26 protein-coding genes and 1 pseudogene are annotated in these 26,633 nt (G+C 53.5%); 14 read left to right on the top strand and 13 right to left on the bottom strand.

Translation table 11 applies throughout. From position 1 onward, the window contains the following. Window positions 1-8: 8 nt before the first annotated feature. The 3 genes from yggU to EHN07_RS12330 are packed head-to-tail and all read right to left on the bottom strand — an operon-like array spanning window position 9 to window position 1,581. On the bottom strand, window positions 9-299 hold the full coding sequence (gene yggU, locus EHN07_RS12340) for a DUF167 family protein YggU (RefSeq protein ID WP_124024434.1): 291 nt from the start codon (window positions 297-299) through the stop codon (window positions 9-11). Then, entirely contained in the window at window positions 296-850 is a 555-nt protein-coding gene (locus tag EHN07_RS12335) for a YggT family protein (protein WP_124024433.1), read from the bottom strand. The genes yggU and EHN07_RS12335 overlap by 4 nt, the downstream gene beginning before the upstream one ends. Window positions 851-876: 26 nt before the next feature. Continuing rightward, a complete protein-coding gene (locus EHN07_RS12330; RefSeq protein WP_124024465.1) occupies window positions 877-1,581 on the bottom strand; it encodes a YggS family pyridoxal phosphate-dependent enzyme in 705 nt (234 codons plus the stop codon). A 15-nt stretch (window positions 1,582-1,596) separates the two neighbouring features. Between EHN07_RS12330 and EHN07_RS12325 the strand changes: the two genes are divergently transcribed. Together EHN07_RS12325 and EHN07_RS20885 are read left to right on the top strand one after the other, a co-directional pair. After that, window positions 1,597-2,586 carry a type IV pilus twitching motility protein PilT gene (locus tag EHN07_RS12325; RefSeq protein WP_124024432.1) on the top strand — a complete coding sequence of 330 codons (990 nt, stop codon included), beginning with the start codon at window positions 1,597-1,599 and terminating at the stop codon, window positions 2,584-2,586. 48 nt (window positions 2,587-2,634) lie between these two features. Next, a pseudogene (locus tag EHN07_RS20885) lies at window positions 2,635-2,757 on the top strand (type II toxin-antitoxin system HicB family antitoxin); the annotation flags it as partial. Here the strand turns inward: EHN07_RS20885 and ruvX are convergent. From ruvX to metK, 8 genes are all read right to left on the bottom strand, one after another. After that, on the bottom strand, window positions 2,754-3,173 hold the full coding sequence (ruvX, locus tag EHN07_RS12320; RefSeq protein WP_124024431.1) for a Holliday junction resolvase RuvX: 420 nt from the start codon (window positions 3,171-3,173) through the stop codon (window positions 2,754-2,756). The pseudogene EHN07_RS20885 and the gene ruvX overlap by 4 nt on opposite strands. Further along, window positions 3,173-3,736 (bottom strand): YqgE/AlgH family protein, encoded by a 564-nt coding sequence (locus tag EHN07_RS12315; protein WP_124024430.1) that lies wholly within the window; start codon window positions 3,734-3,736, stop codon window positions 3,173-3,175. Before EHN07_RS12315 ends, ruvX begins: the two co-directional genes overlap by 1 nt. Before the next feature lie 95 nt (window positions 3,737-3,831). Continuing rightward, window positions 3,832-4,779: a glutathione synthase gene (gshB, locus tag EHN07_RS12310; RefSeq protein ID WP_124024429.1), complete on the bottom strand. Its 948-nt coding sequence runs from the start codon at window positions 4,777-4,779 to the stop codon at window positions 3,832-3,834. Window positions 4,780-4,794: 15 nt separating this feature from the next. Beyond that, a complete protein-coding gene (rsmE, locus tag EHN07_RS12305) occupies window positions 4,795-5,526 on the bottom strand; it encodes a 16S rRNA (uracil(1498)-N(3))-methyltransferase (protein ID WP_124024428.1) in 732 nt (243 codons plus the stop codon). Window positions 5,527-5,579: 53 nt separating this feature from the next. After that, a complete protein-coding gene (gene endA, locus EHN07_RS12300; RefSeq protein ID WP_124024427.1) occupies window positions 5,580-6,287 on the bottom strand; it encodes a deoxyribonuclease I in 708 nt (235 codons plus the stop codon). A 92-nt stretch (window positions 6,288-6,379) separates the two neighbouring features. Then, window positions 6,380-6,895, bottom strand: coding sequence for a SprT family zinc-dependent metalloprotease (locus EHN07_RS12295; RefSeq protein WP_124024426.1), 516 nt, complete (start codon window positions 6,893-6,895; stop codon window positions 6,380-6,382). A gap of 72 nt (window positions 6,896-6,967) precedes the next feature. Continuing rightward, window positions 6,968-8,362: a sugar porter family MFS transporter gene (locus EHN07_RS12290; RefSeq protein ID WP_124024425.1), complete on the bottom strand. Its 1,395-nt coding sequence runs from the start codon at window positions 8,360-8,362 to the stop codon at window positions 6,968-6,970. Window positions 8,363-8,752: 390 nt separating this feature from the next. Beyond that, on the bottom strand, window positions 8,753-9,907 hold the full coding sequence (gene metK / locus EHN07_RS12285; RefSeq protein WP_124024424.1) for a methionine adenosyltransferase: 1,155 nt from the start codon (window positions 9,905-9,907) through the stop codon (window positions 8,753-8,755). A 685-nt stretch (window positions 9,908-10,592) separates the two neighbouring features. Between metK and yqgB the strand changes: the two genes are divergently transcribed. The 3 genes from yqgB (at window position 10,593) to speB (ending at window position 13,794) form a co-directional block, all read left to right on the top strand. Further along, window positions 10,593-10,739, top strand: a complete 147-nt coding sequence (gene yqgB / locus EHN07_RS12275; protein ID WP_148085469.1) for an acid stress response protein YqgB — start codon at window positions 10,593-10,595, stop codon at window positions 10,737-10,739. Then, complete coding sequence (gene speA / locus EHN07_RS12270) at window positions 10,732-12,708, top strand: biosynthetic arginine decarboxylase (protein WP_124024423.1); 1,977 nt, start codon at window positions 10,732-10,734, stop codon at window positions 12,706-12,708. Before yqgB ends, speA begins: the two co-directional genes overlap by 8 nt. A 165-nt stretch (window positions 12,709-12,873) precedes the next feature. After that, the gene (gene speB / locus EHN07_RS12265) at window positions 12,874-13,794 is read left to right on the top strand and encodes an agmatinase (protein ID WP_124024422.1); all 921 of its coding nucleotides are present in this window, start codon (window positions 12,874-12,876) and stop codon (window positions 13,792-13,794) included. Window positions 13,795-13,887: 93 nt separating this feature from the next. On the opposite strand, the gene loiP is transcribed toward speB, so the two are convergent. Next, window positions 13,888-14,646, bottom strand: a complete 759-nt coding sequence (gene loiP / locus EHN07_RS12260; protein WP_124024421.1) for a metalloprotease LoiP — start codon at window positions 14,644-14,646, stop codon at window positions 13,888-13,890. Between the two features lie 264 nt (window positions 14,647-14,910). On the opposite strand from loiP, the gene tkt reads away from it, so the two are divergent. From tkt to EHN07_RS12225, 7 genes are all read left to right on the top strand, one after another. Next, window positions 14,911-16,902, top strand: a complete 1,992-nt coding sequence (gene tkt, locus EHN07_RS12255) for a transketolase (protein ID WP_124024420.1) — start codon at window positions 14,911-14,913, stop codon at window positions 16,900-16,902. Window positions 16,903-17,233: 331 nt separating this feature from the next. Next, a complete protein-coding gene (gene epd, locus EHN07_RS12250) occupies window positions 17,234-18,253 on the top strand; it encodes an erythrose-4-phosphate dehydrogenase (protein WP_124024419.1) in 1,020 nt (339 codons plus the stop codon). 49 nt (window positions 18,254-18,302) lie between these two features. Then, window positions 18,303-19,466, top strand: a complete 1,164-nt coding sequence (gene pgk, locus EHN07_RS12245; protein ID WP_124024418.1) for a phosphoglycerate kinase — start codon at window positions 18,303-18,305, stop codon at window positions 19,464-19,466. Between the two features lie 102 nt (window positions 19,467-19,568). After that, a complete protein-coding gene (fbaA, locus tag EHN07_RS12240; RefSeq protein WP_124024417.1) occupies window positions 19,569-20,645 on the top strand; it encodes a class II fructose-bisphosphate aldolase in 1,077 nt (358 codons plus the stop codon). A gap of 178 nt (window positions 20,646-20,823) precedes the next feature. Beyond that, a complete protein-coding gene (gene mscS / locus EHN07_RS12235; RefSeq protein WP_124024416.1) occupies window positions 20,824-21,684 on the top strand; it encodes a small-conductance mechanosensitive channel MscS in 861 nt (286 codons plus the stop codon). A 134-nt stretch (window positions 21,685-21,818) separates the two neighbouring features. Further along, window positions 21,819-22,454, top strand: coding sequence for an arginine exporter ArgO (argO, locus tag EHN07_RS12230; RefSeq protein WP_124024415.1), 636 nt, complete (start codon window positions 21,819-21,821; stop codon window positions 22,452-22,454). A gap of 108 nt (window positions 22,455-22,562) precedes the next feature. Next, window positions 22,563-23,294 carry an oxidative stress defense protein gene (locus EHN07_RS12225; protein WP_124024414.1) on the top strand — a complete coding sequence of 244 codons (732 nt, stop codon included), beginning with the start codon at window positions 22,563-22,565 and terminating at the stop codon, window positions 23,292-23,294. Window positions 23,295-23,337: 43 nt separating this feature from the next. Here the strand turns inward: EHN07_RS12225 and argP are convergent, their stop codons facing one another. Next, a complete protein-coding gene (gene argP / locus EHN07_RS12220) occupies window positions 23,338-24,237 on the bottom strand; it encodes a DNA-binding transcriptional regulator ArgP (RefSeq protein ID WP_124024413.1) in 900 nt (299 codons plus the stop codon). Window positions 24,238-24,404: 167 nt separating this feature from the next. Here argP and rpiA point away from each other — a divergent pair, with 167 nt between their 5' ends. Together rpiA and serA are read left to right on the top strand one after the other, a co-directional pair. Beyond that, the gene (rpiA, locus tag EHN07_RS12215) at window positions 24,405-25,064 is read left to right on the top strand and encodes a ribose-5-phosphate isomerase RpiA (RefSeq protein WP_124024412.1); all 660 of its coding nucleotides are present in this window, start codon (window positions 24,405-24,407) and stop codon (window positions 25,062-25,064) included. A gap of 282 nt (window positions 25,065-25,346) precedes the next feature. After that, a complete protein-coding gene (gene serA, locus EHN07_RS12210; protein WP_124024411.1) occupies window positions 25,347-26,585 on the top strand; it encodes a phosphoglycerate dehydrogenase in 1,239 nt (412 codons plus the stop codon). The last annotated feature ends 48 nt before the right edge of the window (window positions 26,586-26,633 follow it).

Below are 26,633 nucleotides of genomic sequence, written 5' to 3'. Positions count from 1 at the left end.
CTGTGAAATTATTCGAGCAATGCCGCGATTTGCGTCGGGATGTGTTGCGGTTCGATAATCTTTACTTGCTTATGGCGGCCCAGTTCGCCTTTCTCAACCACAACCAGGCTTTTGGCAACTTTAAACTGTTTGGCCAGATACTTTACCAGATGGGCGTTGGCTTTGCCGTCTATCGGTGGGGCGGTGATGGCGACTTTTAGCTCGTCGCCATGTAGCCCAATGATGCTATCGCGGCTGGCTTTAGGCTGAATATACAGCCGTAAAACCAGCCCTTCTGCGGTTTGACTCACGGCACTCACAGCAAATACCAAAGCCCCGGGAACAGATCCATACCGAGATAATTAAGCGCATAGAGGATCAAAATCACCACCATCGCGGAGAAATCAATGCCGCCCATGGCCGGAATCACACGGCGAATCGGTGCCATCATGGGTTCAGTGAGCTGCATCAGCAGGTATTCGACCGGGCTGCGGCCCTGGCTAATCCAGCTCATCAGCGAGCGAATAATAATCACCCAGAACACCAGCGTACCGGCGGATTTCAGCAGCGATAGCAGGCCAACCAGCAGGTTCATCGGATCAAGCGACAGCGCCCCCACCTGAATCAGCAGCAGAATCGGATACTTCAGCGTGGTGAGAATAAAGGCCAGCAGCAGTGAAGAGGTATCAATTGGCCCAATCGACGGAATCACCCGGCGTAGCGGCCCGAGAACCGGCTGGGTAATCTTGACGATAAACTGCGCAAAAGGATTGTAAAAATCACAGCGTGACCACTGCATCCAGATGCGAATTAGCAGCACCATTACGTACAGTTCAATCAGCGTTTTGACCAGGAAAGTCAACGTCAGCATGGCGTTCCTCAATTATTATTTTGTGATTAACGAGCGGAATAATCCCGCGCGCCGAAAATAGCGGTTCCAATGCGCACCATGGTGCTGCCTGCGGCAATCGCGGCGTCCATGTCATCGGTCATGCCCAGGGACAACGTATCAACCGTTGGATAACGGTTTTTGAGCGCGGCGAAAGCGTCAGCCATTTTCTGGCAAACCGCTAACTGGCGCTCGTAATCAGGTTCAGGGGCAGGGATCGCCATTAAACCTCGTAACCGCAAACCCGGCAGTGCGGCAACCTCAGCGGCAAGCGCATCAAGTTCACTCAGCGCAATGCCGGATTTGCTTTGTTCATCACTGATATTAATTTGCATCAGCACGTTAAGCGGCGCCATATCAGCCGGGCGCTGTTCGCTCAGGCGCGTGGCAATACGCAGCCTGTCCACGGTGTGGCACCAGTCAAAATGCTCCGCAACCAGACGGCTTTTATTCGACTGTAGCGGGCCGATAAAGTGCCATTCCAGCGGAACTTCACCGATTTGGGCAAAGTAACGGATCTTGTCCACGCCTTCCTGCACGTAGTTTTCACCAAAAACCCGCTGCCCGGCCGCCACCGCTTCTGCGATGGCGCCTGCAGGCTTCGTTTTGCTGACTGCAAGCAAGGTCACTTCTTCTGGGGCGCGGCCGCAGCGTTCCGCTGCCGCCAGGATTTTATTCTGAACCTGTGCCAGATTGTGCGCTATCTCGTTCATAGGTTGGAAAGTGATATGGATATCGAAGAAATTGTGGCCCTTAGTGTAAAGCATAACGCTTCCGATCTACACCTGTGCGCGCAGCTTCCTGCGCGCTGGCGCAGACAAGGGCGGCTTGAGCCGCTGGCTGAAAGTGCTCCACGCCCCGAAGCGTTGCTGGATGCCTGGCTTACCCGGGGGCAGCGAGAGCAGCTTGAAGCCTGCGGGCAGTTAGATTTTGCCGTGACGCTGAAAGCGGGGACGCGGCTGCGCGCTAACGCCTTCCGTCAGCTAAACGGTTACTCGCTGGCGCTGCGATTGTTAGCTTCCGACAGCCCGCAGCTCGGGGCGCTAAACGTCCCGGCGATAATTCCCGAATTATTACAATCTCCCGACGGGCTAATTCTGGTGACCGGAGCCACCGGCAGTGGAAAATCCACCACGCTTGCGGCGATGGTGGACTTTCTTAACCAGCAGTTCGACGGGCATATTCTTACCCTTGAAGATCCCGTTGAATTTGTTCACCGCCCCCAGCGCTGCTTAATCCAACAGCGTGAGGTGGGGGAGCATTGTGGATCTTTTGCCGCTGGTTTACGTGCTGCATTACGTGAAGATCCCGACGTGATCTTGCTGGGGGAGTTACGGGATAGCGAAACCATCCGCCTTGCGCTGACTGCCGCCGAAACCGGGCATCTGGTGTTGGCAACGCTCCATACCCGAGGTGCAGCACCTGCCGTAGAACGGCTGCTGGACGTCTTTGCTGCGGAAGAAAAAAATAGGGTGCGCAGCCAGCTTGCCGGAAGCCTGAAAGCCGTGCTGGCGCAGAAGCTTCTGCCGGATGGTCACGGCGCAAGAGTGGCGCTGTATGAACTATTGGTGAACACGCCTGCCGTGGCGAATCTTATCCGTGAAGGAAAAACCCATCAGCTGCCGGGGCTGATACAAACCGGCCAGCAGCACGGGATGCAGAGTTTTACGCAGAGTGAGGCGGTATTGGTCCGTGAGGGGAAACTCGGTGAAAAATAGAGATATCAGGCGGTGTTGTTGATATTTTTGCTGCAAAAAGCGCCAGCAATTGATAATCGAGTAAAACAGCCAGAATCGGGTTACAGAGATCGCAGCCATTTTCTGGCCGTTGCGGCCAGGCGTGAGCTTCTCAAAGAGGATGCCGATACGCCTGATAGCAAAAAAGACTAGGGATGATAGTCAAACCAGCTTTCAAGGATGATAACGGCGGAAGCTGAGTCAATGCTGCCTTTGTTCAGCGCCCGGAAGCCGCCGTGTTCGAATAAGCCGGCACGCGCTTCAACGGTGCTAAGGCGCTCATCCTGCAAAGAGACTTTAACGCCAAAACGGCCATGCAGACGGTTGGCAAATTTACGCGCGCGTACGGTAAGGGGTTGCTCGGTGCCATCCATATTCAGCGGCAGGCCAACAATCACTTCATCGGGTTGCCACTCTTTAAGGATTTTTTCAATAACCTTCCAGTCCGGCGTGCCGTCCTGTGCTTTCAGGGCGGTGAGCGGGCGCGCGGTACCGGTAATGCGCTGGCCGATGGCTACCCCAATACTTTTGGTGCCGAAATCAAAGGCTAATAGTGTTCCACTGCTCATCAGGCGTGTCCCGCTTCACTTGGCATATTGTAGATATCGATGCCGATTAATTTTGCCGCTTCGCGCCAGCGTTCGGAAATCGGGGTATGGAAAAGAACCGCAGCGTCTGCCGGAGCGGTTAGCCAGGCATTGTCCAGAATCTCTTGTTCCAGCTGGCCTTTTTCCCACGAGGAGTAGCCGAGAGCAACAATCACATCCTCTGGTTGTTGCGCGGTGCCGAGCGTTTCCAGCACGTCCCGGGAGGTGGTGATAACGGTTTGGTCAGAAATGCGGATGCTGGAGGCAAAACGGTTCGGTGGGGAATGGAGAATAAAACCCCGATCCTCCGCCAGCGGGCCGCCAATAAAAACGGGTTTATCCAGGCGAATGGCGGCGTCACGCGGTTCCGGCTTGATTTTTAGCTTTTCCAGAACACCGTCAACCTGCAGATTTTCCAGGGGTTTATTAATGATTATCCCCATCGCGCCTTCGTCGTTATGTTCGCAAATATAGACGACAGCGCGCTTAAACAGAGGGTCCTGGAGCGCCGGCATGGCAATCAGAAAGTGATGCTGTAAATTCATTGTCAGAAGTTCGGGTTCCGGTTAAAAAGGCGGCATAGCGCGCGCAAAGAGTGGTCAGTTTACCACTATTGAGCGGGCCAGGCCCGCTCTGAGGATTATTTAGCCAGACGTTTTTCGATAGCGTCAAACAGCATACCCGTGATAGATACCGGGAATTCGGCTTCGATTTCACGAATGCAGGTTGGGCTGGTGACGTTAATTTCGGTCAGGCGATCGCCGATAATATCCAGGCCGACAAAAATCAGCCCTTTAGCTTTTAGCGTTGGACCCACACGGCGGGCAATTTCCCAGTCGCTTTCAGTTAATGGACGCGGTTCGCCGCGACCACCGGCGGCCAGATTACCGCGCGTTTCGCCACCCTGTGGAATACGCGCCAGGCAATACGGCACGGGTTCGCCATCAACGACTAAAACGCGTTTGTCACCGTCGACAATCGCAGGGATGTAGTTCTGCGCCATGCAGTAGCGGTTGCCCAGCTCGGTCAGCGTTTCAGCAATCACGCCGATATTAGGATCGCCTTCTTTGACGCGGAAAATAGAAGCACCCCCCATGCCGTCTAACGGCTTGAGGATGATGTCGCCGTGCTGCTGCCAGAAGGCTTTAAGCTGCGCTTTGTTGCGCGTCACCAGCGTTTCCGGGGTTAAGTCTGCAAACCAGGCGGTGAACAGCTTTTCGTTACAGTCGCGCAGGCTCTGCGGCTTGTTAACTATGAGCGTCCCTTTTTCTTCGGCGCGCTCAAGAATGTAGGTCGCGTAGATAAATTCGGTATCAAACGGCGGATCTTTACGCATCAACACCACGTCGAGATCGGCCAGCTGAATGTCCTGCTCGCTGCCAAATTGATACCATTTATCGTAGTTCTGCTCGACGGTGAGCAGGCGGGTGCGCGCATGGGCTTCACCGTTGATCAAATAGAGATCGGCCATTTCCATGTAATGCAGCTCGTAGCCACGGCGCTGGGCCTCCAGCAGCATGGCAAAGCTTGAGTCTTTTTTGATATTAATATGTGCGATGGGATCCATCACGATGCCGAGCTTGATCATGGTTTTTCTCCGTTTTTAGCCCAGGTCGCCAAAACGCACCTGCAGTGCGGTAATGGCGGTGAGCGCGGTAGTCTCAGTACGCAGAACGCGAGGTCCCAACAGAATATCAGTAAACTGATGACGTGCGGTCATGGCAATTTCATCCGCCGTTAATCCCCCTTCCGGGCCGATCAGCAGGCGCACACGCTCAACAGGTTGCGGCAGCGTATTGATGCTGGCGCTGGCACGTGGATGAAGATTCAGCTTCAGGCTGCCATCTTGCTCCGTACACCACTTTTCAAGATCCATCGCCGGGCGAACTTCTGGCACGCTATTTCGGCCACACTGTTCACAGGCAGCAATGGCAATTTTCTGCCACTGCCCGAGCTTTTTATTCAGGCGCTCGGCATCCAGTTTTACGCCACAGCGCTCAGAAAACAAAGGCGTAATCACATTCACACCGAGCTCTACCGCTTTCTGAATGGTGAATTCCATTTTCTCGCCGCGTGACATCACCTGGCCCAGATGCAGATGCAGGGGGGATTCGCGATCGTCAAGGCTGGCACTCAGCACTTTCACCCGTACACTTTTTTTATCTGCCTGGATGATTTCAGCGGCAAAAACCTGATTGCTGCCGTCGAATAATTGCAGCGCGTGACCGGCACTCATGCGCAGGACGCGACCAACGTGGTTTGCTGCATCTTCGCAAAGCGCTACGTCCTGGCCGACGGTGAGAAGTTCGGGGTGATGAATGCGGGGTATACGCATGGTATTTAATATCCAGAAGCGGGAACGGTGGTAACAATTCCCGCTAGTGTAGGTTAGCTGTTTTGCGCCTGGCAAGCCCGCAGCACATAAGGGTTATGATTGCCCTGAACTTTCGCGATACGTTCGTCGCGTTCACACTCCCAGGCCGTTACCGGATATTGCTTATTCCAGGCCTCAAATAGCTGGGTTTGCTGGCGTGAAAGATTGAGCTGATACTGGTCGCGCATATAAAAGTAGGTGCGGGCGATGGCCCCACGGGCGCGGGCTGGCGGCTCGGCGACTTTATCTTTGAAATCGACTTTCATCGCACACTGCCCATACTGGCCTTCACCGCCGTTCCACTGGCTATACATAAAGTTGTTACGGTCGGCATTCACTTCGCCTACCGCGGGTTGCAGGTTATGCATATCGCTTTCCATTTTGCGATATTGCGGATCTTTGGCGCAGTTTTTACGCCCGCCATCTTGCCAGCACTGGCGCTGGTGGCCGAATTGCCAGGCCGGGACGACGTGCTCCCACTCGATGCGCGTGGCGCGGTTTTCATTTTTACGGACTTTGTAACCGCAGGACTCAAGATCGGGAATACCTTTCTTTCCTTCCCAGCTAATTTTGCATCCGCAATAGAAATCGCCGGGTGCGTCGGCATTGACCTTAACGCCTGCGGCTTTGGCCTGAGAAAAATTATTGATACCGGCGCTAAAAGCGGAAAAAGAACAGCAGGCTGCAACAACAGCAACAGCCAAAGAAATTTTGCGAGACATTTCCAGAATCCTTACTAAAACGTGCCCGCACGGTACCTGATGATTTATCCAGTTTCAATCAGCAGCATCAGGAAAATTTAAGCTTAATATTTTTAATTACAGTCAGTTGTAACTTCTGGTTTTAACTGCTCGCCGCAGTGAACGCAGCGGTATTGCGCTGCGCCGCGCACGACACGGTTATGGCGTCGGATGGTGAGCTGATGCAGCTGGCAGCGGCAGCGATAGGGGAAGGTATTCTTGCGGATGGACTGTACCGCAAACTGATGGGTGCGGCGGGCGGCAACGCCAAGCACGGTTTCCATCATCCATTTCCACTCTTTGCCGTGTGGCGCCACGCGGCCAAAGTGCTTCCAGACCAATAAATGCGCCAGTTCATGCGGGACAACTTCATCGATGAATGTCTGCTGGTTTTCCATCAGCAAGACGGGATTCAGGCGGATTTCGTAGCTCTCCATCCACGCGGTTCCTGCAGCCGTACCACGCTGCTGATAAACCAGTTTTGGTTCCGGATAGTGACGGCCTAAATGCAGGTTTGCCTGCTGGAGCTTTTCCCGCAGGCAGCGCATAACGGCCTGTTGGATAGCGATTGGGAGTCTTGGGGATTTCATAACCGGCAAGAATAGTGCGCGCAGGGGCTGGGTGCAAGCCCCTCTCCGGTCAGGGAGAAGGGCGAGTATTGCTTAGTTGCTAGCACCAATCTCACGTAAGCGACGGCCTTTCATCAGGTTACGCTCGATATGTTCCAGAGAAACGTGTTTGGTTTCCGGAATCAGCCACAGGGTCAGTACGATGAAGAACAGGTTCAGCGCCGCGTAGATCCAGAAGGTGTTCGCATTGCCCAGCGTGTTCAGCATGGTCAGGAAAGTGGCGCCGACAATCATGTTAGCAATCCAGTTGGTCGCGGTGGAGCAGGTGATACCGAAGTCACGGCCTTTAAGCGGCTGGATTTCAGAACACAGCACCCAAATCAGCGGGCCGGCACTCATGGCGAAACCGACGATAAACATCAGCAGCATCGCAATAGCAAAGTATTGCGCCCCCTGCGAATGGATACCAATATGCAGCATGGTACCAAGAATACCCATACCCACCGCCATCACCGTGAAGCCCAGAACCAGCGTCGGTTTACGGCCCCAGCGGTCAACCAGGCCGATGGCAATAAAGGTTGCCAGGACGTTAATAAGACCAACGATCACCGTGCCCCACATTTGCTGTGTGGTGTTGGTGAATCCGGCGATTTCAAAGATTTTGGGCGCGTAGTACATGATGACGTTCATGCCGGTGAACTGCTGCATCACCTGAAGCAGAATGCCGAGGAACACCGCGCGGCGGAAATTGCTGTTGTCTTTAAACAGCGACCAGCCGCTTTGTTTTACCTTCAGGCTTTCACGGATCTCTTCGAGCTCGCGTTTGGCTTCGGCACTGGTATCACGCAGGCGCAACAGCACACGCTCGGCATCGTGGAAACGGCGTTTGGCCGCGAACCAGCGCGGGCTGTCCGGCAGGAAGAAAACGCCCACCAGTAAAATCAGGGCTGGAATAGTGATGACGCCCAGCATCCAGCGCCATGAACCGCTGTAGCTGAAGGCGGTATCGGAAAGGTAGGCGCCGAGAATACCGATGGTGATCATCAACTGGTACATCGAAATCATGCTGCCGCGGATTTTTTCTGGCGCGATTTCCGACAGATAAAGCGGCGCGGTATAAGAGGCTACCCCTACAGCCAGGCCCAGCAGCACGCGGGAGATAATCAGAATTTCAGCGTCAGGTGCGAAGGCCGAACACAGCGAACCCACCACGAACAGTACGGCACCAATCATCAGGCTGTATTTGCGCCCGATGCGGAAGGAGAGCCAACCGCTGCCAACCGCACCGACTGCGGCACCGAACATCATCGAACTGACAACCCATTCCTGCTGATGCGCGGTTATCTGGAAATCTTTTGCGATAAACGGCAGGGCACCGGCAATCACGCCGATATCAAGGCCAAAAAGCAAACCGGCCAGGGCGGCGAGGAAACAGACAAAAAAAGTCATGCTTTTGTTCGAGCGCCCTTGTTTTTTTATTTCAGGCATCTTGCTCTCCAGTTGAATAATTTGGGGGATATCTCGCAATTAAGGGTAGGTTAATTTCGGGTTAAATTATGTGATTCAACTCACGCTAGTGTAATCGGTTACACTAATGTCAAGAAGTGTATTTGCTATTATTTGATTAAAAACAGCTGGTTAACTATAGAAAATAAAGTGAAAAATTTACACCCGAGACTAGTCTGAAAATTTTTGTAACTAGCGCAGCAACAAATTATTGTCATGCAGAACAGTCTTAATTAATACGTGGGTAACTGATGTGTAACCGCTCTCACTGACCAGCTATTGGCTGAGAGAATAACTTCAGGAGGAGGGGGGAATAAAGCGAAAGGCCAGCGAAGCGCTGGCCTTTAAAGTGTGATGATGGGCTGGTGGGGATTATTTCAGGCCAGCAGCATCACGCAGCAATGCTGCTTTGTCGGTTTTTTCCCACGGGAAATGTTCACGACCAAAGTGACCGTATGCTGCGGTTTCTTTGTAGATTGGGTGCAGCAGGTCCAGCATCTGAATCAGGCCGTATGGACGCAGATCGAAGAACTCGCGCACCAGCAGAGTCAGCTGCTCGGTAGAGATTTTCTCAGTGCCGAAGGTTTCAACCATGATAGACGTTGGCTCAGCCACGCCGATGGCGTAAGAAACCTGGATTTCACAGCGGTCAGCCAGGCCCGCAGCAACGATGTTTTTCGCCACATAACGCGCCGCGTACGCCGCAGAACGGTCCACTTTCGACGGATCTTTACCGGAGAACGCACCGCCACCGTGACGAGCCATGCCGCCGTAGGTATCAACGATAATTTTACGCCCGGTCAGGCCGCAGTCGCCCATTGGGCCACCGATAACAAAACGACCAGTTGGGTTGATGTGGTATTTAGTGGATGCATTCAACCATTCTGCTGGCAGAACTGGCTTGATGATCTCTTCCATCACCGCTTCCTGCAGCGTTTTCAGCTGAACATCTTCGGAGTGCTGGGTAGACAGAACCACGGCATCAATACCGACGATTTTACCGTCGTCGTACTGGAAGGTGATTTGGCTTTTTGCATCCGGGCGCAGCCACGGCAGGGAGCCATTCTTACGCACTTCAGCCTGGCGTTGAACCAGACGGTGTGCGTAGGTGATTGGGGCTGGCATCAACACGTCGGTTTCGTTGGTCGCATAACCAAACATCAGGCCCTGGTCGCCAGCGCCTTGCTCGAGCGGGTCGGTACGGTCAACGCCCTGATTGATATCCGGAGACTGCTTGCCGATAGCGCTCAGCACCGCACATGAATTGGCATCAAAGCCCATATCAGAATGCACGTAGCCGATTTCACGCACGGTATTACGAGTGATCTCTTCGATATCCACCCAGGCGCTGGTAGTGATTTCACCCCCCACCATCACCATGCCGGTTTTAACGTAAGTCTCGCAAGCTACGCGTGCTTTCGGATCTTGTTCAAGAATCGCATCCAGTACCGCATCGGAGATCTGGTCAGCGATTTTATCAGGATGTCCTTCAGAAACAGACTCGGATGTAAAAAGGTGTCTAGCCATATTTTATGTACCCTAAGAGAATCAGGTTAGTGCAGGCTGCCGCCCTATGCCGCTTATATTGGTGCAATAGACTGATTTGCAGCTTTTTTGCCACAGATCTCATTACAGGCAGTCTAACAGTGTATCTGTATAGATGGATTAACATCTGGACGGCTATTCTAGGTGATTCAATAAACAGATTACCAGTGATTTTTACGGCTGCAAGTTTCAGCATAAAATCGTCAATGATGAATTTTGTAGATACGGCAATAGCGAAATTTCTTGATATCTGTGGTAGGCGCGGGAATTTTGCTTTGCATTTTTCGTCAGTTATCGGTATAAAGCGGCGCGCGCGGCTCATTCAACAAGCACACATTTTTGTGTTGCCCACTTCCAGCCGGGTTGAGCAAATTTTTAAGCTTTAGCTTGTCGCATGCTTCTGGTATGCGTGGAGGTGACTTCATTAATGAACCGCTGTCTTTCGCACAACTTCGCGTCCGTCCAGGTCGTCTCTGTGTCCCTTGCATCCAGCATCTCTTTGCCAGTCTCCTGCCGATGTTATCTCTGTCCTTGTGCATCAATGGATTCCCGGGCCGGTTTTTAAATCCGCGAAATTCAGCACTCAGGCTCTCTTGTCGCTGATAAGAGTATTCTCGTGGTTTCGCCGACTCCTTTAACGAAGCTCGGTTACGTGTTTTACAATAATATGAAAAAGAAGCCGGTCGCACAGTTTGTCTGTCAGCGTCTTATGCTGCCGCTACGCGCTGTTAATGGGTTGTTATTGCGGGATACCCCTGCGATAGTAGTCAACTGTTTTGCATATTCGTTTAAATTTGAGGTTCGCCATGTCTGACAAAATCTCTTCCGCTTCGGGTTCGTCAGTGGGCGAGCAGGACGTACACCGCTCCATGCAGGAGGTTGCCATGAGCTCCCAGGAAGCCAGCAAAATGCTGCGTACTTACAATATTGCCTGGTGGGGCAATAACTATTACGACGTCAACGAATTGGGCCACATTACCGTTTGTCCGGACCCCGATGTTCCGGAAGCGCGTGTCGATCTCGCCGAACTGGTAAAAGCCCGTGAAGCACAGGGGCAGCGTCTGCCTGCGCTGTTCTGCTTCCCGCAGATTTTGCAGCATCGCCTGCGTTCGATTAACGCCGCCTTTAAACGTGCGCGCGAATCTTACGGCTATAACGGCAACTATTTCCTCGTTTACCCGATTAAGGTGAACCAGCACCGTCGCGTGATTGAATCACTGATTCATTCCGGCGAGCCGCTGGGCCTGGAAGCAGGTTCTAAAGCGGAATTGATGGCTGTGCTGGCGCACGCTGGCATGACGCGTTCGGTGATTGTCTGTAACGGCTATAAAGACCGTGAGTACATCCGTCTGGCGCTGATCGGCGAGAAAATGGGCCACAAGGTCTATCTGGTCATCGAGAAGATGTCGGAAATTCGCATCGTGCTGGAGGAGGCCGAGCGCCTGAACGTGGTGCCGCGTCTTGGCGTGCGTGCGCGTCTGGCGTCACAAGGCTCCGGCAAATGGCAGTCCTCAGGCGGCGAGAAATCCAAATTTGGCCTGGCGGCGACGCAGGTTCTGCAACTGGTTGATATGTTGCGTGAAGCCGGTCGTATCGACAGCCTGCAGCTGCTGCACTTCCACCTCGGTTCACAAATGGCGAACATTCGTGATATCGCCACCGGCGTGCGTGAGTCTGCGCGTTTCTACGTTGAACTGCACAAGATGGGCGTTAACATCGAATGCTTCGATGTCGGCGGCGGTCTGGGCGTGGACTATGAAGGCACGCGCTCGCAGTCTGATTGTTCGGTCAACTATGGTCTGAACGAATACGCGAATAATATTATCTGGGCTATCGGTGATGCTTGTGAAGAGCATGGCCTGCCGCACCCAACGGTGATTACCGAGTCCGGGCGTGCGGTAACCGCGCACCACACCGTGCTGGTGTCCAACATCATCGGTGTTGAGCGCAACGAATACACCACGCCAACGTCTCCGGCCGAAAACGCGCCGCGCGCGCTGCAAAGCATGTGGGAAACCTGGGGCGAAATGCACCAGCCGAACAACCGCCGCTCGCTGCGCGAATGGCTGCACGACAGCCAGATTGACCTGCACGACATCCATACTGGCTACGCGTCAGGGAGTTACTCTCTGCAGGAGCGTGCCTGGGCGGAACAGCTCTATCTGAGCATGTGCCATGAAATTCAGCGCCTGCTGGATCCCAGCAACCGTGCGCACCGTCCGATCATCGATGAACTGCAGGAGCGGATGGCGGATAAGATTTACGTCAACTTCTCGCTGTTCCAGTCGATGCCGGATGCATGGGGCATCGACCAGCTGTTCCCGGTGCTGCCGCTGGAAGGGCTGAACCAGATCCCGGAACGCCGTGCGGTGCTGCTGGATATCACCTGCGATTCCGATGGTGCCATCGATCACTACATCGACGGTGACGGCATTGCCACCACGATGCCGATGCCGGAATACGATGCGGAAAACCCACCGCTGCTCGGCTTCTTTATGGTTGGCGCGTATCAGGAGATCCTCGGCAATATGCACAACCTGTTTGGTGATACCGAAGCGGTTGATGTGTTCGTGTTCCCTGACGGCAGCGTAGAGGTTGAGCTGTCTGATGAAGGCGATACCGTTGCGGATATGCTGCAATACGTGCAGCTCGATCCAAACACCTTGCTGACGCACTTCCGCGATCAGGTCAAACAGACCGATCTGGATGCAGGCTTACAGCAGCAGTTCCTCGAAGAGTTCGAGGCGGGTTTGTATGGCTATACTTATTTAGAAGACGAGTAAATTACTCGTCTTTATTTAGAGTGATTAGTGTACAAATAATGCCGCGTTGGGCGATAATTCGCGTCAACAAGCAGCCTGAATGAATCCAGTCCCTTCCTCGTCGGGTTTAACGACGCGGTGGGGACTTTTTTTTGCTAATAACAATTATCATCACGAGGTCAAACCATGAGTACCTTAGGCCATCAATACGACAACTCCCTGGTATCTAATGCCTTCGGCTTTCTGCGTTTTCCGCTGAATTTCATGCCATATGACAGCGATGCCGATTGGGTTATCACCGGCGTGCCGTTTGATGCGGCAACATCGGGTCGTGCCGGCGGACGTCATGGCCCAGCGGCAATCCGTCAGGTCTCTACTAACCTGGCATGGGAAGGAAATCGCTTCCCGTGGAACTTCGATGTGCGCGATCGTCTGAATGTCGTGGATTGCGGCGACCTGGTTTACGCCTTCGGTGATGCGCGTGATATGAGCGAGCGCCTACAGGCTCATGCGGAAAAGCTGCTGGCTTCCGGCAAGCGTATGCTCTCTTTCGGTGGCGACCATTTCGTCACTCTGCCGCTGCTGCGCGCGCATGCTAAGCACTTCGGCAAAATGGCGCTGGTGCATTTCGATGCTCACACCGATACCTACGCCAACGGCTGCGAGTTCGATCACGGCACCATGTTCTACACCGCGCCAAAAGAGGGTTTGATCGATCCGAACCATTCTGTGCAGATTGGTATTCGTACCGAGTTCGATAAAGATAACGGTTTTACCGTGTTAGATGCGGGTCAGGTAAATGACCGCACCGTTGATGACGTGCTGGCGCAGGTGAAGCAGATTGTGGGTGATATGCCGGTTTATCTGACCTTTGATATCGACTGTATCGACCCGGCTTTCGCGCCAGGTACCGGTACGCCAGTGATCGGCGGCCTGACCACTGACCGTGCGTTGAAACTGGTGCGTGGCCTGAAAGATTTGAACATCGTTGGCATGGACGTGGTGGAGGTCGCTCCGGCCTACGACCAGTCTGAAATTACCGCGTTGGCGGGTGCCACGCTGGCGCTGGAAATGCTGTATATCCAGGCAGCTAAGAAAGGCGAGTAATCGTTTGTGGCGGATGGCGCTTGCGCTAATCTGACCGCGGAAAGTCGAATTAATGGTGGATGTGGTTTACGCGACATCCACCATTTTTTTATCTTACTTCAGGCCATCCGCAGCCATACGGTCTCGAATATGCTGCGCGCGTTCAGCCGAAGCCGGATGGTCGTCTAGCATTGAGCTTTGGCGGCCTTCTTCTGCTTTTGCTAACTTCTCAAAACTGGTCGCCAGGCCGATTGGGTTAATCCCGCGTTTTCTCAACAAATCATACGAGTAATCATCGGCTTCAGATTCCTGGCGCTGGGAGAACTGCGCATTCACCAGTTTCTCGCCCAAATCGCCGAGTTGTGACTGCGACAAACTGCCAATCACACCGCCCGCAGAGGCCGCTGCAACTCGAGCTGCGTTAGCTCCCAGAGCGACCTGCATCCCTTTCTTCACATGGCCGAGTGCGACGTGGCCCATTTCATGGCCGATCACCGCTTCGACTTCGTTATCGTTCATCATATCCATCAGGCCGCTATATACGCGGATACAGCCGTTAGCCATGGCAAAAGCGTTGACGTCTTTGGTGACGTAAACTTTGTAGTTCACCGGCATGCCGTTGATGTTATCGCCCAGGGCGGAGGATATTTTGCTCAGCCGTTTTGCATACTCGCTGCTGGCGGGCGCGATGCTCGCTTTGCCGTCGAGTTCAGCGCAGGATTTATCACTCAGCGCTTTAACTTGCGCATCGCTTAATGTGTACGCCTGAAAGGCTTCCGCGCCGGAAGCCAGCAGGCCGCCGGAGTCCATGTTCTGGCAGCCGCTCAGTAGGGTAGCAACGCTCAGGCTCAGTAAAATTGGGCGTATCTTCATGCCAATATCCTTTATTGATGACAACGGCTCTGGGGTTCCAGCCTTAGAGGGCTGGGAATGTGCTTCAGTATAAAGAAGATAACGAAGCGTGCGCAGCCTCAAGCGCTAAATGCGATCAGGAACCAGAGATTTCTTAAGCGGACAAAAGGATGCTCCATGTACATGGCACACGGCTTGCGGTACATTGATGGCAATTTTTTTGGGCGTAGCCCATTACGCATAGTAGTCAAGGCCTGACCTTCAACCATCCGATCTGGAGTCAAAATGTCCTCTCGTAAAGAGCTTGCCAATGCTATTCGTGCACTCAGCATGGACGCAGTACAAAAAGCCAAATCCGGTCACCCGGGCGCCCCTATGGGTATGGCCGACATTGCCGAAGTCCTGTGGCGCGATTTCCTGAACCATAACCCGAACAACCCGGCATGGGCTGACCGTGACCGTTTCGTGCTGTCTAACGGTCACGGTTCAATGCTGATTTACAGCCTGTTGCACCTCACAGGTTATGACCTGCCAATCGAAGAGCTGAAAAACTTCCGTCAGCTGCATTCCAGAACGCCGGGCCACCCGGAAGTGGGCTACACCGCCGGTGTTGAAACCACCACTGGCCCACTGGGTCAGGGGGTTGCCAACGCAGTCGGTATGGCAATCGCAGAACGTACCCTGGCGGCGCAGTTCAATCGTCCTGGTCATGACATCGTCGACCACTTCACCTACACATTCCTGGGTGATGGCTGCATGATGGAAGGCATTTCCCACGAAGTTTGCTCGCTGGCGGGGACGCTGGGTCTGGGTAAACTGGTTGCCTTCTATGATGACAACGGTATCTCCATCGACGGCCACGTTGAAGGCTGGTTCACCGACGATACGGCAAAACGCTTTGAAGCCTACGGCTGGCACGTGGTGCGCGGCGTTGACGGTCACGATGCTGACGCCATCAAACGCGCGGTTGAAGAAGCTAAAGCCGTTACCGACAAACCTTCACTGCTGATGTGCAAAACCATCATCGGTTTCGGTTCGCCGAACAAAGCCGGTACGCACGATTCCCACGGCGCACCTCTGGGTGACGCGGAAATCGCGCTGACCCGTGAAGCTCTGGGCTGGAAACACGCGCCGTTTGAAATCCCGACTGAAATCTACGCTCAGTGGGATGCGAAAGAAGCAGGCCAGGCGAAAGAAGCGGCATGGAACGAGAAGTTCGCTGCCTACGCTCGCGCCTTCCCGCAGGAAGCGGCAGAATTTACCCGTCGTATGAAAGGCGATATGCCAGCTGATTTCGCTGCCAAAGCGCAGGAGTTCATCAAAAACCTGCAGGCGAACCCGGCGAAAATCGCCAGCCGTAAAGCCTCCCAGAACACCATCGAAGCCTTCGGCCACCTGCTGCCAGAATTCCTCGGCGGCTCTGCGGACCTGGCACCGTCTAACCTGACTATCTGGTCCGGCTCTAAGGCGATTAACGAAGATCTGGCCGGTAACTATATCCATTACGGCGTGCGTGAATTCGGGATGACGGCGATTGCCAACGGTATCGCGCTGCACGGTGGTTTCCTGCCGTACACCTCCACCTTCCTGATGTTTGTGGAATATGCCCGCAACGCGGTGCGTATGGCGGCGCTGATGAAGCAACGCCAGGTGATGGTTTACACCCACGACTCTATCGGTCTGGGCGAAGATGGCCCAACTCACCAGCCTGTGGAGCAGCTTGCCGCCCTGCGTGTGACGCCAAACATGAGCACCTGGCGCCCGTGTGACCAGGTTGAGTCTGCGGTGGCGTGGAAATACGCGGTAGAACGTCACGACGGCCCGACGGCGCTGATCTTCTCCCGTCAGAACCTGGCACAGCAGGATCGTACCGAACAGCAACTGGCAGATGTTGCCCGTGGGGCATACATTCTGAAGGATTGTGAAGGCCAGCCTGAGCTGATCCTGATCGCCACCGGTTCTGAAGTTGAACTGGCAGTGGCAGCCTGGGATCAACTGACGGCAGAAGGCATCAAAGCGCGCGTGGTTTCCATGCCGTCCACCGATGCCTTCGACAAGCAGGATGCGGCTTACCGTGAAGCGGTATTGCCGAAAGCCGTGGCGGCGCGTGTGGCTATCGAAGCCAGCATCGCTGACTACTGGTACAAATACACCGGCCTGAACGGCGCGGTAGTGGGGATGACCACCTTCGGCGAGTCGGCTCCTGCTGAGCAGCTGTTTGAAGAGTTTGGCTTCACCGTTGAGAATGTTGTGAAGCAGGCTAAAGCCGTTCTGTAATCAATGTTCGCACAACGAATGGGTCGCTCAGGCGGCCCATTTTTTTATCGGTATTTCTACAGTCGTTTACTGTCTACTATTCGTCCATCGCGCTAAATTCGTTGCGCTTATTCCATCAAAAATGTGACCTGCGTCAGAAGATCGGTTGCCTCTCCCCGGGTGGCGTTCCATTTATTCCCCGTATCGCTTAACATGGCTGAAGCGTTTCAGTCGAATCAATGTTCGACAATTAAGCAAACAATTGCCGTTTCGAGAGCGCGAGGATTCCCCTCAGACGATTGCTGGATTACTCTGTCAGCCACTTAGTCTCAGGCATTCTGGCAGGAGAGATATGACCGTACGCATAGCAATTAATGGCTTCGGTCGCATTGGGCGCAACGTGGTACGTGCTTTGTACGAATCCGGTCGCCGTGCGGAAATTACCGTCGTAGTAATCAATGAACTGGCTGACGCTGCGGGTATGGCGCATCTGTTGAAGTACGACACCAGCCACGGCCGCTTCGCCTGGGATGTGCGTCAGGAACGCAGCCAGTTATGGGTAGGCGATGACGCCATCCGTATCCTGCATGAGCCGGAAATCGCAAATTTACCGTGGCGTGAGCTGGGCGTGGATGTGGTGCTCGACTGTACCGGTGTGTTTGGCTCCCGTGCAGACGGTGAAGCGCATCTGGCCGCCGGCACCAAAAAAGTTCTCTTCTCCCATCCTGGCGGTAACGACCTTGATGCCACCGTGGTTTACGGTGTGAATCATGAAAGCGTGGTCGCTGAACATCGTATTGTTTCCAATGCTTCCTGCACCACAAACTGCATTATTCCCATTATCAAATTGCTGGATGACGCTTTCGGCATTGAGTGGGGCACGGTGACTACCATTCACTCGGCCATGCACGATCAACAGGTTATTGACGCCTATCATCCGGACTTGCGCCGCACCCGTGCCGCCAGCCAGTCTATTATTCCTGTCGATACGCGTCTTGCGGCCGGTATCACCCGTATTTTCCCGCAGTTTGACGATTGTTTTGAAGCGATTGCGGTACGTGTACCGACCATCAACGTCACGGCAATTGATTTAAGCGTGACGGTGAAAAATGCAGTTAATGCCAGTGAAGTCAATGAGTTGCTGCAAAAGGCAGCACGGGATTCATTTCATGGTATAGTTGACTATACGGAATTACCGTTGGTCTCGACTGATTTTAACCACGATCCGCACAGTGCCATTGTTGACGGCACGCAAACCCGGGTCAGTGGGCAACATCTGATTAAAACTTTAGTCTGGTGTGATAACGAATGGGGCTTTGCTAACCGAATGCTCGACACGACGTTAGTCATGGCCGCAAGTGGTTTCAGGTAAGGCGCATAAAGCGTCCGCAAAACTTTAAGAATCAACGAGAGGATTCACCATGTCTGTAATTAAGATGACCGATTTAGATCTGGCTGGAAAGCGAGTTCTTATCCGTGCAGATTTGAACGTACCGGTTAAAGAAGGGAAAGTGACATCTGACGCGCGTATCCGTGCCTCTTTGCCTACTATCGAACTGGCCCTGAAGCAAGGCGCTAAAGTGATGGTAACTTCTCACCTGGGTCGTCCGACTGAAGGCGAGTACAACGAAGAATTCTCTCTGCTGCCGGTTGTTAACTACCTGAAAGACAAATTGTCTTCTCCAGTACGCCTGGCTAAAGATTACCTCGACGGCGTTGAAGTGGCTGCCGGTGAACTGGTGGTTCTGGAAAACGTTCGCTTTAACAAAGGCGAAAAGAAAGACGACGAAACCCTGTCTAAAAAATACGCAGCGCTGTGCGACGTATTTGTTATGGACGCATTCGGTACCGCTCACCGTGCGCAGGCTTCTACTCACGGCGTGGGCAAATTTGCCGATATCGCTTGTGCAGGCCCGCTGCTGGCTGAAGAGCTGAGCGCGCTGGGTAAAGCCCTGAAAGAACCTGCTCGTCCAATGGTAGCTATCGTTGGCGGTTCTAAAGTGTCTACCAAACTGACCGTTCTGGATTCCCTGTCCAAAATTGCTGACCAGCTGATTGTTGGCGGCGGCATCGCCAACACCTTCGTTGCAGCCCAGGGCCACAACGTGGGTAAATCCCTGTATGAAGCAGACCTGGTTGATGAAGCTAAACGCCTGCTGACTATCTGTGATATCCCGGTTCCTGCTGATGTGCGCGTAGCGACTGAGTTCTCTGAGTCTGCTGCCGCAACGCTGAAATCGGTCAACGACGTGAAAGCTGACGAACAGATTCTGGATATCGGTGATGCATCAGCCGAGCAGCTGGCTGAAATCCTGAAGAATGCAAAAACCATTCTGTGGAACGGCCCGGTTGGCGTGTTCGAATTCCCGAACTTCCGTAAAGGGACTGAAATCGTTGCTAATGCAATCGCAGACAGCGAAGCATTCTCTATCGCAGGCGGCGGCGACACTCTGGCAGCCATCGACCTGTTCGGTATTGCTGACAAGATCTCCTATATCTCCACGGGTGGCGGCGCATTCCTCGAATTCGTGGAAGGCAAAGTTCTGCCAGCAGTAGCGATGCTCGAAGAGCGCGCTAAGAAGTGATGATGGCGGGCAGGGTTTCCTGCCCGTTTATTTTTTGCCACTGCTCACTCTTAGGTGGCTCAAACGTTTTTTCTAACGGCCGACGATACAGGACAAACAACCATGTCTAAGATTTTTGATTTCGTAAAACCAGGTGTTATCACCGGTGATGACGTACAGAAAGTTTTCCAGGTAGCAAAAGAAAACAACTTCGCACTGCCAGCAGTGAACTGCGTAGGTACTGACTCCATCAATGCCGTTATCGAAACTGCTGCCAAAGTAAAAGCACCCGTTATCGTGCAGTTCTCTAACGGTGGCGCGGCATTCATGGCAGGTAAAGGCCTGAAAGCTGAAGGCCAACAGGCTGCAATCCTGGGCGGCATTTCTGGTGCGCACCATGTGCATCTGATGGCTGAACACTATGGTGTTCCAGTTATTCTGCACACTGACCACTGCGCGAAGAAATTGCTGCCATGGTTAGACGGTCTGTTGGACGCGGGCGAAAAACACTTCGCAGCAACGGGCAAACCACTGTTCTCTTCTCATATGATTGACCTGTCTGAAGAGTCGCTGGAAGAGAACATCGAAATCTGTGCTAAATACCTGGAGCGTATGTCCAAAATCGGCATGACTCTGGAAATTGAACTGGGTTGCACCGGCGGCGAAGAAGATGGCGTAGATAACAGCCATATGGACGCATCTGCTCTGTACACTCAACCAGAAGACGTTGATTACGCTTACGAAAAACTGAATGCTATCAGCCCACGTTTCACTATCGCGGCCTCTTTCGGTAACGTACACGGCGTTTACAAACCCGGCAACGTGGTTCTGACTCCAACTATCCTGCGCGATTCTCAGGACTATGTTTCTAAGAAACATAACCTGCCGCACAACAGCCTGAACTTCGTCTTCCACGGCGGTTCCGGCTCTTCTGCTCAGGAAATCAAAGACTCCGTAAGCTACGGCGTAGTGAAAATGAACATCGATACCGATACCCAGTGGGCAACCTGGGAAGGCATCCTGAACTACTACAAAGCGAACGAAGCTTATCTGCAGGGCCAGTTGGGCAACCCGAAAGGCGAAGACCAGCCGAACAAGAAATACTACGATCCACGCGTATGGCTGCGTGCTGCACAGACCTCTATGATTACCCGTCTGGAGCAGGCTTTCAAAGAGCTGAACGCAATCGACGTTCTGTAATTTGCAGCAGTAAATGCTTAAATCTAACCCGCCTCGCGCGGGTTTTTTTGGGCCTATTTTCAGCGATTTTTTAAGCAATATTGTGACTAACTTGGCATATTCGCCTGTTTTGTTTACCCTTTAAAATCTCTGTTGTGCCTTTGCGGCGCAGAATTTGTGTAATGACAAGGAACCGTGAATGGAAGATCTCAACGTAGTAGACAGTATTAACAATGCCGGAGGCTGGCTGGTGCGCAATCAGGCATTGCTGCTGAGCTATGCGGTCAACATTGTGGCGGCGATTGCGATTATTATCGTCGGGATGATCGTCGCTCGCGTGGTCGCTAACGGCATCAACCGCGTGATGCTGGCGCGTAATATTGATGCCACCGTGGCCGATTTCCTTTCCGCCCTGGTGCGTTATGGCATTATCGCCTTCACCTTAATTGCAGCATTAGGGCGCGTTGGTGTACAAACCGCCTCCGTTATCGCTGTGCTGGGTGCCGCAGGTTTAGCCATTGGTCTGGCGCTTCAGGGGTCGCTTTCAAACCTGGCTGCTGGTGTGTTGCTTGTCACCTTCCGCCCGTTCCGTGCGGGTGAATATGTCGATCTCGGTGGGATCGCAGGCTCTGTGCTTAACGTGCAGATATTCTCCACCACCTTGCGCACGCTGGATGGCAAAATCGTCGTGGTGCCAAACGGTAAAATTATCGCCGGCAATATCATCAACTTTTCCCGCGAACCGGTACGCCGCAACGAGTTTATTATTGGCGTGGCATATGACTCCGACATCGACCAGGTGAAGCAAATCCTGACCGACATCATCACCAGCGATGAGCGCGTGCTCAAAGATCGTGATATCACCGTGCGGCTGAATGAGCTTGGGCCTTCATCCATCAACTTTGTGGTGCGCGCCTGGAGCAACAGCGGCGACCTGATGAATGTTTACTGGGATGTGCTGGAACGTATTAAAAAAGAGTTTGACGCCCAGGGCATTAGCTTCCCGTATCCGCAGATGGATGTGAACTTCAAACGTGTGAAAGAACCTGCACAAGAATGATTGTCCGGGGCCAGCTTCGGCTGGCCCGTGGTTTATTAGTTTGGCTAATAAACCATTAAAATTATCCATTTCCTCTAATGATTCTTCCCCATTAAACTCTTCCTCAGTCGCTAAATACTGAAGAGTGAATCATCATGTTATCTTATTTCTTTCAAGGGTTTACATTGGGTGCGGCGTTAATCCTGCCACTCGGTCCGCAAAATGCTTTTGTGATGAACCAGGGCATTCGCCGCCAGTACCATCTGATGATTGCTTCTCTTTGCGCGATTAGCGATTTGATACTGATCTGCGGAGGCATTTTTGGCGGCAGCGCGCTTCTGATGCAGTCGCCCTGGTTGTTGGCGATTGTGACCTGGGGCGGCGTGGCCTTTTTGCTGTGGTACGGTTGGGGCGCACTACGCACCGCGATGAGCAGTAGCGTTGAGTTGGCCTCCGCTGAAGTGATGAAGCAAGGGCGCTGGAAAATTATCGCCACCGTGCTGGCGGTGACCTGGCTTAACCCGCATGTCTATCTGGATACCTTTGTCGTTTTAGGCAGTCTTGGCGGGCAGCTGGCTGATGAACCGAAGCGCTGGTTTGCGCTTGGCACCGCCAGTGCGTCAATCCTGTGGTTTTATGGCCTGGCATTGATGGCGGCATGGCTTGCGCCTCGTCTGCGTACCGCCAAAGCCCAGCGTATTATTAATGGCGTCGTCGGCCTGGTGATGTGGTTTATTGCCCTGCAGCTTGCGGCTGACGGTGTTCGCCATCTTACCTCGCTGATGGGGTAATTCGCCCTAATCCGATAGACAAACATGCATTTCAGGCTAAGCTTGCTGCCAGAAGCCCGTGCAGTTTTCGGGCGTAATGTTAGTGAAATATAGCATGGAGAAATTATAGTGCAGTTTAAAAACCTGGTACTGGCTGCTTTAGTAGGATTAGTTGCGACTCCGGCATTGGCCGATGAATTGCCCAATGGCCCACATGTCGTGACATCCGGCACCGCCAGCGTGGACGCAGTTCCTGATATTGCCACGCTCGCTATCGAAGTGAATGTCTCTGCCAAAGATGCGGCATCAGCGAAGAAACAGGCTGACGAACGCGTGGCGCAGTACCTGACATTCTTGCAGCAAAGTGGTGTTGAAAAGAAAGACATTAACGCCGCCAACCTGCGGACTCAGCCAGAATATGAATACCTGAAAGATGGCAAAACGCAGCTGAAAGGCTACCGTGCCGTGCGCCAGGTTGATGTCACGCTGCGCAAGCTCGACAAAATGAACGAGCTGCTTGATGGGGCGCTGAAAGCGGGGCTTAACGAAATTCGCTCCGTTGCTCTTGGCGTCGCCAACCCGGAACAATACAAAGACAAAGCGCGTAAAGCGGCCATCGACGATGCGGCTCGCCAGGCAAAGCTGTTAGCCGAGGGCTTTAGCAGCAAGCTGGGGCCAGTTTACAGCGTGCGCTACCACGTCTCTAACTACCAGCCAGCGCCAATGGTGCGGATGATGAAAGCGGATGCGGCAGCGCCAGTATCGGCGCAGGATACCTACGATCAGCAAACGATTCAGTTTGCCGACCAGGTTGATGTGGTGTTCGAGCTGGAACGCGCTCAGGGCGAAGCCGCGAAGTAAATTTTACCCTCACCCTCTTTCTGAAAGGGAGAGGGGATAAATACTATTCTGCGTCCTGGCGTAAAACCTTATGCCCGTACTCGAGAAGCGCATCGGTCACGTTGCGCATCATCCGGCTTTCCGGTGCAAAGCGGTGCCAGTACAGCATACGGCGCTGCATCAGGCCCGGCGTCAGATCGATTAGCTCGCCGCTGTTCAGCTCTCTTTCGATTTGCAGATGTGGGATCATGCAGCAGGTGGTGCCCTGGCGCGCTAGTTGTACGAAGGCTTCGGACGAGTTAACGATGTGGCACGGCACGCTGCCCGGTGACAAATCGAAGTTCTGTTGTAAAAACGCCTGGTGCATATCGTCCAGATGGTCAAACGCCACAGCTGGCGCTTTAAGCAGCGCTGAACGCGTGACGCCATTCGGGAAATAGCGCGCGGCAAAATCTTTCGAACCGACAAACAGATAATCCAGCGCGCCGAGTCTGTCGACCAGGCAGCTTGGCAGCGGCTGCGGCTGTATTGATACCGCGCCGACCACTTCGCCACGACGCAGGCGTTCCTGGGTGCGGGTTTCATCTTCCACTTGCAGATTCAGGCGAATAGGGGAGTCGGCGAGAACCGGGGCCAGCGCCGGTAACAGCCAGGTGGCCAGGCTGTCGGCGTTGACCGCAAGCGACAGCAGCAACGGCGTAGAACCCGTTTGTTCATCACCCAGCCACTCTTCTTCCAGCAGCTCCACCTGACGCAAAAGCGCCAGTAATTTTTGCCCCTGCTCGGTTGGACGTGGAGGCACAGTGCGCACTAACAATGGTTGGCCGAACATATTTTCCAGCTGCTTGATACGCTGTGAAACTGCGGATTGAGTAATGCAGAGCTTCTGCGCCGCGCGTTCAAATCCTCGTTCACGGATCACCGCATCCAGCGCCTGTAGCGTTCTGTAGTCCGGGCGTTTCATTGTCGTTTGCTAACTCCTGTCTTTGTTATCTCAGCACTATGACATAAATTTTCCGTCGATCCAGACTAAAACCGCAAAGTTCGCCCGAGTATTACGGCAACCGCAGGACATTTATTTGCCGCTTGCTCTATAATGCGCGTCAGTTTTCACAGCACAGGCAAAAAACCATGACGCAGGATGAACTGAAAAAAGCAGTCGGCTGGGCAGCATTACAGTATGTGCAACCGGGCACCATCGTTGGTGTGGGTACCGGCTCCACCGCCGCGCACTTTATTGATGCTCTCGGGACCATTAAGCATCAGATTGATGGCGCTGTTTCCAGCTCCGATGCTTCTACCGCCAAACTGAAAAGCCTTGGTATCACGGTTTACGATCTTAACGAAGTTGATTCCCTGGGGATCTATGTTGACGGTGCGGATGAGATCAACGGCCAGATGCAGATGATCAAAGGCGGCGGCGCGGCCCTGACCCGTGAAAAAATCATCGCATCCGTCGCGGAAAAGTTCATCTGTATTGCCGATGCATCCAAGCAGGTGGCTATCCTGGGCAATTTCCCGCTGCCGGTGGAAGTGATTCCGATGGCGCGCAGCTGCGTGGCGCGTGAACTGGTAAAACTGGGCGGCCGCCCGGAATATCGCCAGGGCGTGGTGACCGATAACGGCAACATTATTCTGGATGTGTATGGTCTGAGCATCATCGATCCTGTCGCGCTGGAAAATGCCATCAACGGTTTGCCGGGCGTGGTCACTGTGGGGTTGTTTGCTAACCGCGGCGCGGATGTCGCGTTGATTGGTACCGCAGACGGCGTGAAAACCATAGTGAAATGATCTTACCGGGGCGTATCAAGCGCCCCAAAATAATGCATAAAAAATGACAAAATAATCTAACGGCAAATTTGGTGACATATGTCACATTCTTAAACTCTGCCTGCTTTTCATTCCTGGTTCTCTCTCTGGCTCAGCATTTTGTGCTGTCTATCGCGGCTTAGTCCGGTTCTGGCCCGCTGGCTGCGCAATCGTTTATATTGCCCCGCCCGTAATTTTTGATATTTTGGCTACAGGGTCTCTTATCACACAGCACAACATCAGTTCTGAAAATAGGGTCGGGAAATGGCAAAAGTATCACTGGATAAAGACAAAATTAAATTCCTGCTGGTGGAAGGCGTACACCAGAAAGCCGTGGATAATCTACGCGCGGCAGGCTATACCAACATCGAATACCACAAAGGTGCGCTGGACAGCGAAGCCCTGAAAGAGTCGATCCGTGATGCGCATTTCATCGGTCTGCGTTCCCGTACTAACCTAACTGAAGATATTCTGTCGGCGGCGGAAAAGCTGGTGGCGGTGGGCTGCTTCTGTATCGGGACAAACCAGGTTGACCTGGAGGCTGCGGCTAAACGCGGCGTGCCGGTATTTAACGCTCCGTTCTCCAACACCCGCTCGGTGGCTGAACTGGTGATCGGCCAGCTGCTGCTGCTGCTGCGTGGCGTACCTGAAGCCAACGCCAAAGCGCATCGCGGGGTATGGAACAAGCTGGCAGTCGGTTCTTATGAAGCGCGCGGCAAGAAACTCGGCATCATTGGTTACGGCCATATCGGCACGCAGCTGGGTATTCTGGCTGAAGCGCTGGGGATGCACGTTTACTTCTATGATATTGAGAACAAACTGACGCTGGGTAACGCTACTCAGGTTCAGCATCTCTCTGACCTGCTCAATATGAGCGATGTGGTGAGTCTGCACGTGCCTGAAAACGCCTCCACTAAGAATATGATTGGCGCAAATGAGCTGGCATTAATGAAGCCCGGCGCGTTACTGATTAACTGTGCACGCGGTACCGTTGTTGATATTCCTGCTCTGTGCGACTCGCTGGCCCGCAAGCACCTGGCGGGCGCGGCTATCGATGTCTTCCCAACCGAGCCTGCAACCAACAGCGACCCGTTCACTTCGCCGCTGTGTGAGTTTGACAATGTGATCCTGACGCCGCACATCGGCGGTTCAACTCAGGAAGCGCAGGAAAACATCGGCCTGGAGGTGGCGGGTAAGCTGGCGAAATACTCCGATAACGGCTCTACGCTCTCTGCGGTGAACTTCCCTGAGGTTTCTCTGCCGTTACACGGGGGTAGCACCAGTCGTCTGCTGCACATCCACGAAAACCGCCCGGGTATTTTGACCGCGCTGAACCAGATTTTTGCGGAGCAGGGGATTAACATCGCCGCGCAGTATCTGCAAACCACCCCGCAAATGGGTTATGTGGTGATTGATGTCGATGCAGCGGAAGATGTGGCTGAGGCAGCACTCAAATCTATGAAAGCGATTCCGGGTACCATCCGCGCTCGTTTGCTTTACTAATTTCAAATCCGGGGAGTCCGCGAGGGCTCCTGAGATTGCTGACAAAGA

The organism is Buttiauxella warmboldiae, from assembly GCF_003818135.1.
Classification (GTDB): domain Bacteria; phylum Pseudomonadota; class Gammaproteobacteria; order Enterobacterales; family Enterobacteriaceae; genus Buttiauxella; species Buttiauxella warmboldiae.
Note: the sequence above shows the minus strand (reverse complement) of the source record. Positions and strands in the feature narration are given on the sequence as shown.

Bases quoted from the DNA above. Each gene is read 5' to 3' on its own strand.
- EHN07_RS12335 (WP_124024433.1), bottom strand. From the start codon at position 850: ATGCTGACGTTGACTTTCCTGGTCAAAACGCTGATTGAACTGTACGTA.
- EHN07_RS12330 (WP_124024465.1), bottom strand. From the start codon at position 1,581: ATGAACGAGATAGCGCACAATCTGGCACAGGTTCAGAATAAAATCCTG.
- EHN07_RS12325 (WP_124024432.1), top strand. From the start codon at position 1,597: ATGGATATCGAAGAAATTGTGGCCCTTAGTGTAAAGCATAACGCTTCC.
- ruvX (WP_124024431.1), bottom strand. From the start codon at position 3,173: ATGAGCAGTGGAACACTATTAGCCTTTGATTTCGGCACCAAAAGTATT.
- EHN07_RS12315 (WP_124024430.1), bottom strand. From the start codon at position 3,736: ATGAATTTACAGCATCACTTTCTGATTGCCATGCCGGCGCTCCAGGAC.
- gshB (WP_124024429.1), bottom strand. From the start codon at position 4,779: ATGATCAAGCTCGGCATCGTGATGGATCCCATCGCACATATTAATATC.
- rsmE (WP_124024428.1), bottom strand. From the start codon at position 5,526: ATGCGTATACCCCGCATTCATCACCCCGAACTTCTCACCGTCGGCCAG.
- endA (WP_124024427.1), bottom strand. From the start codon at position 6,287: ATGTCTCGCAAAATTTCTTTGGCTGTTGCTGTTGTTGCAGCCTGCTGT.
- EHN07_RS12295 (WP_124024426.1), bottom strand. From the start codon at position 6,895: ATGAAATCCCCAAGACTCCCAATCGCTATCCAACAGGCCGTTATGCGC.
- EHN07_RS12290 (WP_124024425.1), bottom strand. From the start codon at position 8,362: ATGCCTGAAATAAAAAAACAAGGGCGCTCGAACAAAAGCATGACTTTT.
- metK (WP_124024424.1), bottom strand. From the start codon at position 9,907: ATGGCTAGACACCTTTTTACATCCGAGTCTGTTTCTGAAGGACATCCT.
- yqgB (WP_148085469.1), top strand. From the start codon at position 10,593: ATGAAAAAGAAGCCGGTCGCACAGTTTGTCTGTCAGCGTCTTATGCTG.
- speA (WP_124024423.1), top strand. From the start codon at position 10,732: ATGTCTGACAAAATCTCTTCCGCTTCGGGTTCGTCAGTGGGCGAGCAG.
- speB (WP_124024422.1), top strand. From the start codon at position 12,874: ATGAGTACCTTAGGCCATCAATACGACAACTCCCTGGTATCTAATGCC.
- loiP (WP_124024421.1), bottom strand. From the start codon at position 14,646: ATGAAGATACGCCCAATTTTACTGAGCCTGAGCGTTGCTACCCTACTG.
- tkt (WP_124024420.1), top strand. From the start codon at position 14,911: ATGTCCTCTCGTAAAGAGCTTGCCAATGCTATTCGTGCACTCAGCATG.
- epd (WP_124024419.1), top strand. From the start codon at position 17,234: ATGACCGTACGCATAGCAATTAATGGCTTCGGTCGCATTGGGCGCAAC.
- pgk (WP_124024418.1), top strand. From the start codon at position 18,303: ATGTCTGTAATTAAGATGACCGATTTAGATCTGGCTGGAAAGCGAGTT.
- fbaA (WP_124024417.1), top strand. From the start codon at position 19,569: ATGTCTAAGATTTTTGATTTCGTAAAACCAGGTGTTATCACCGGTGAT.
- mscS (WP_124024416.1), top strand. From the start codon at position 20,824: ATGGAAGATCTCAACGTAGTAGACAGTATTAACAATGCCGGAGGCTGG.
- argO (WP_124024415.1), top strand. From the start codon at position 21,819: ATGTTATCTTATTTCTTTCAAGGGTTTACATTGGGTGCGGCGTTAATC.
- argP (WP_124024413.1), bottom strand. From the start codon at position 24,237: ATGAAACGCCCGGACTACAGAACGCTACAGGCGCTGGATGCGGTGATC.
- rpiA (WP_124024412.1), top strand. From the start codon at position 24,405: ATGACGCAGGATGAACTGAAAAAAGCAGTCGGCTGGGCAGCATTACAG.
- serA (WP_124024411.1), top strand. From the start codon at position 25,347: ATGGCAAAAGTATCACTGGATAAAGACAAAATTAAATTCCTGCTGGTG.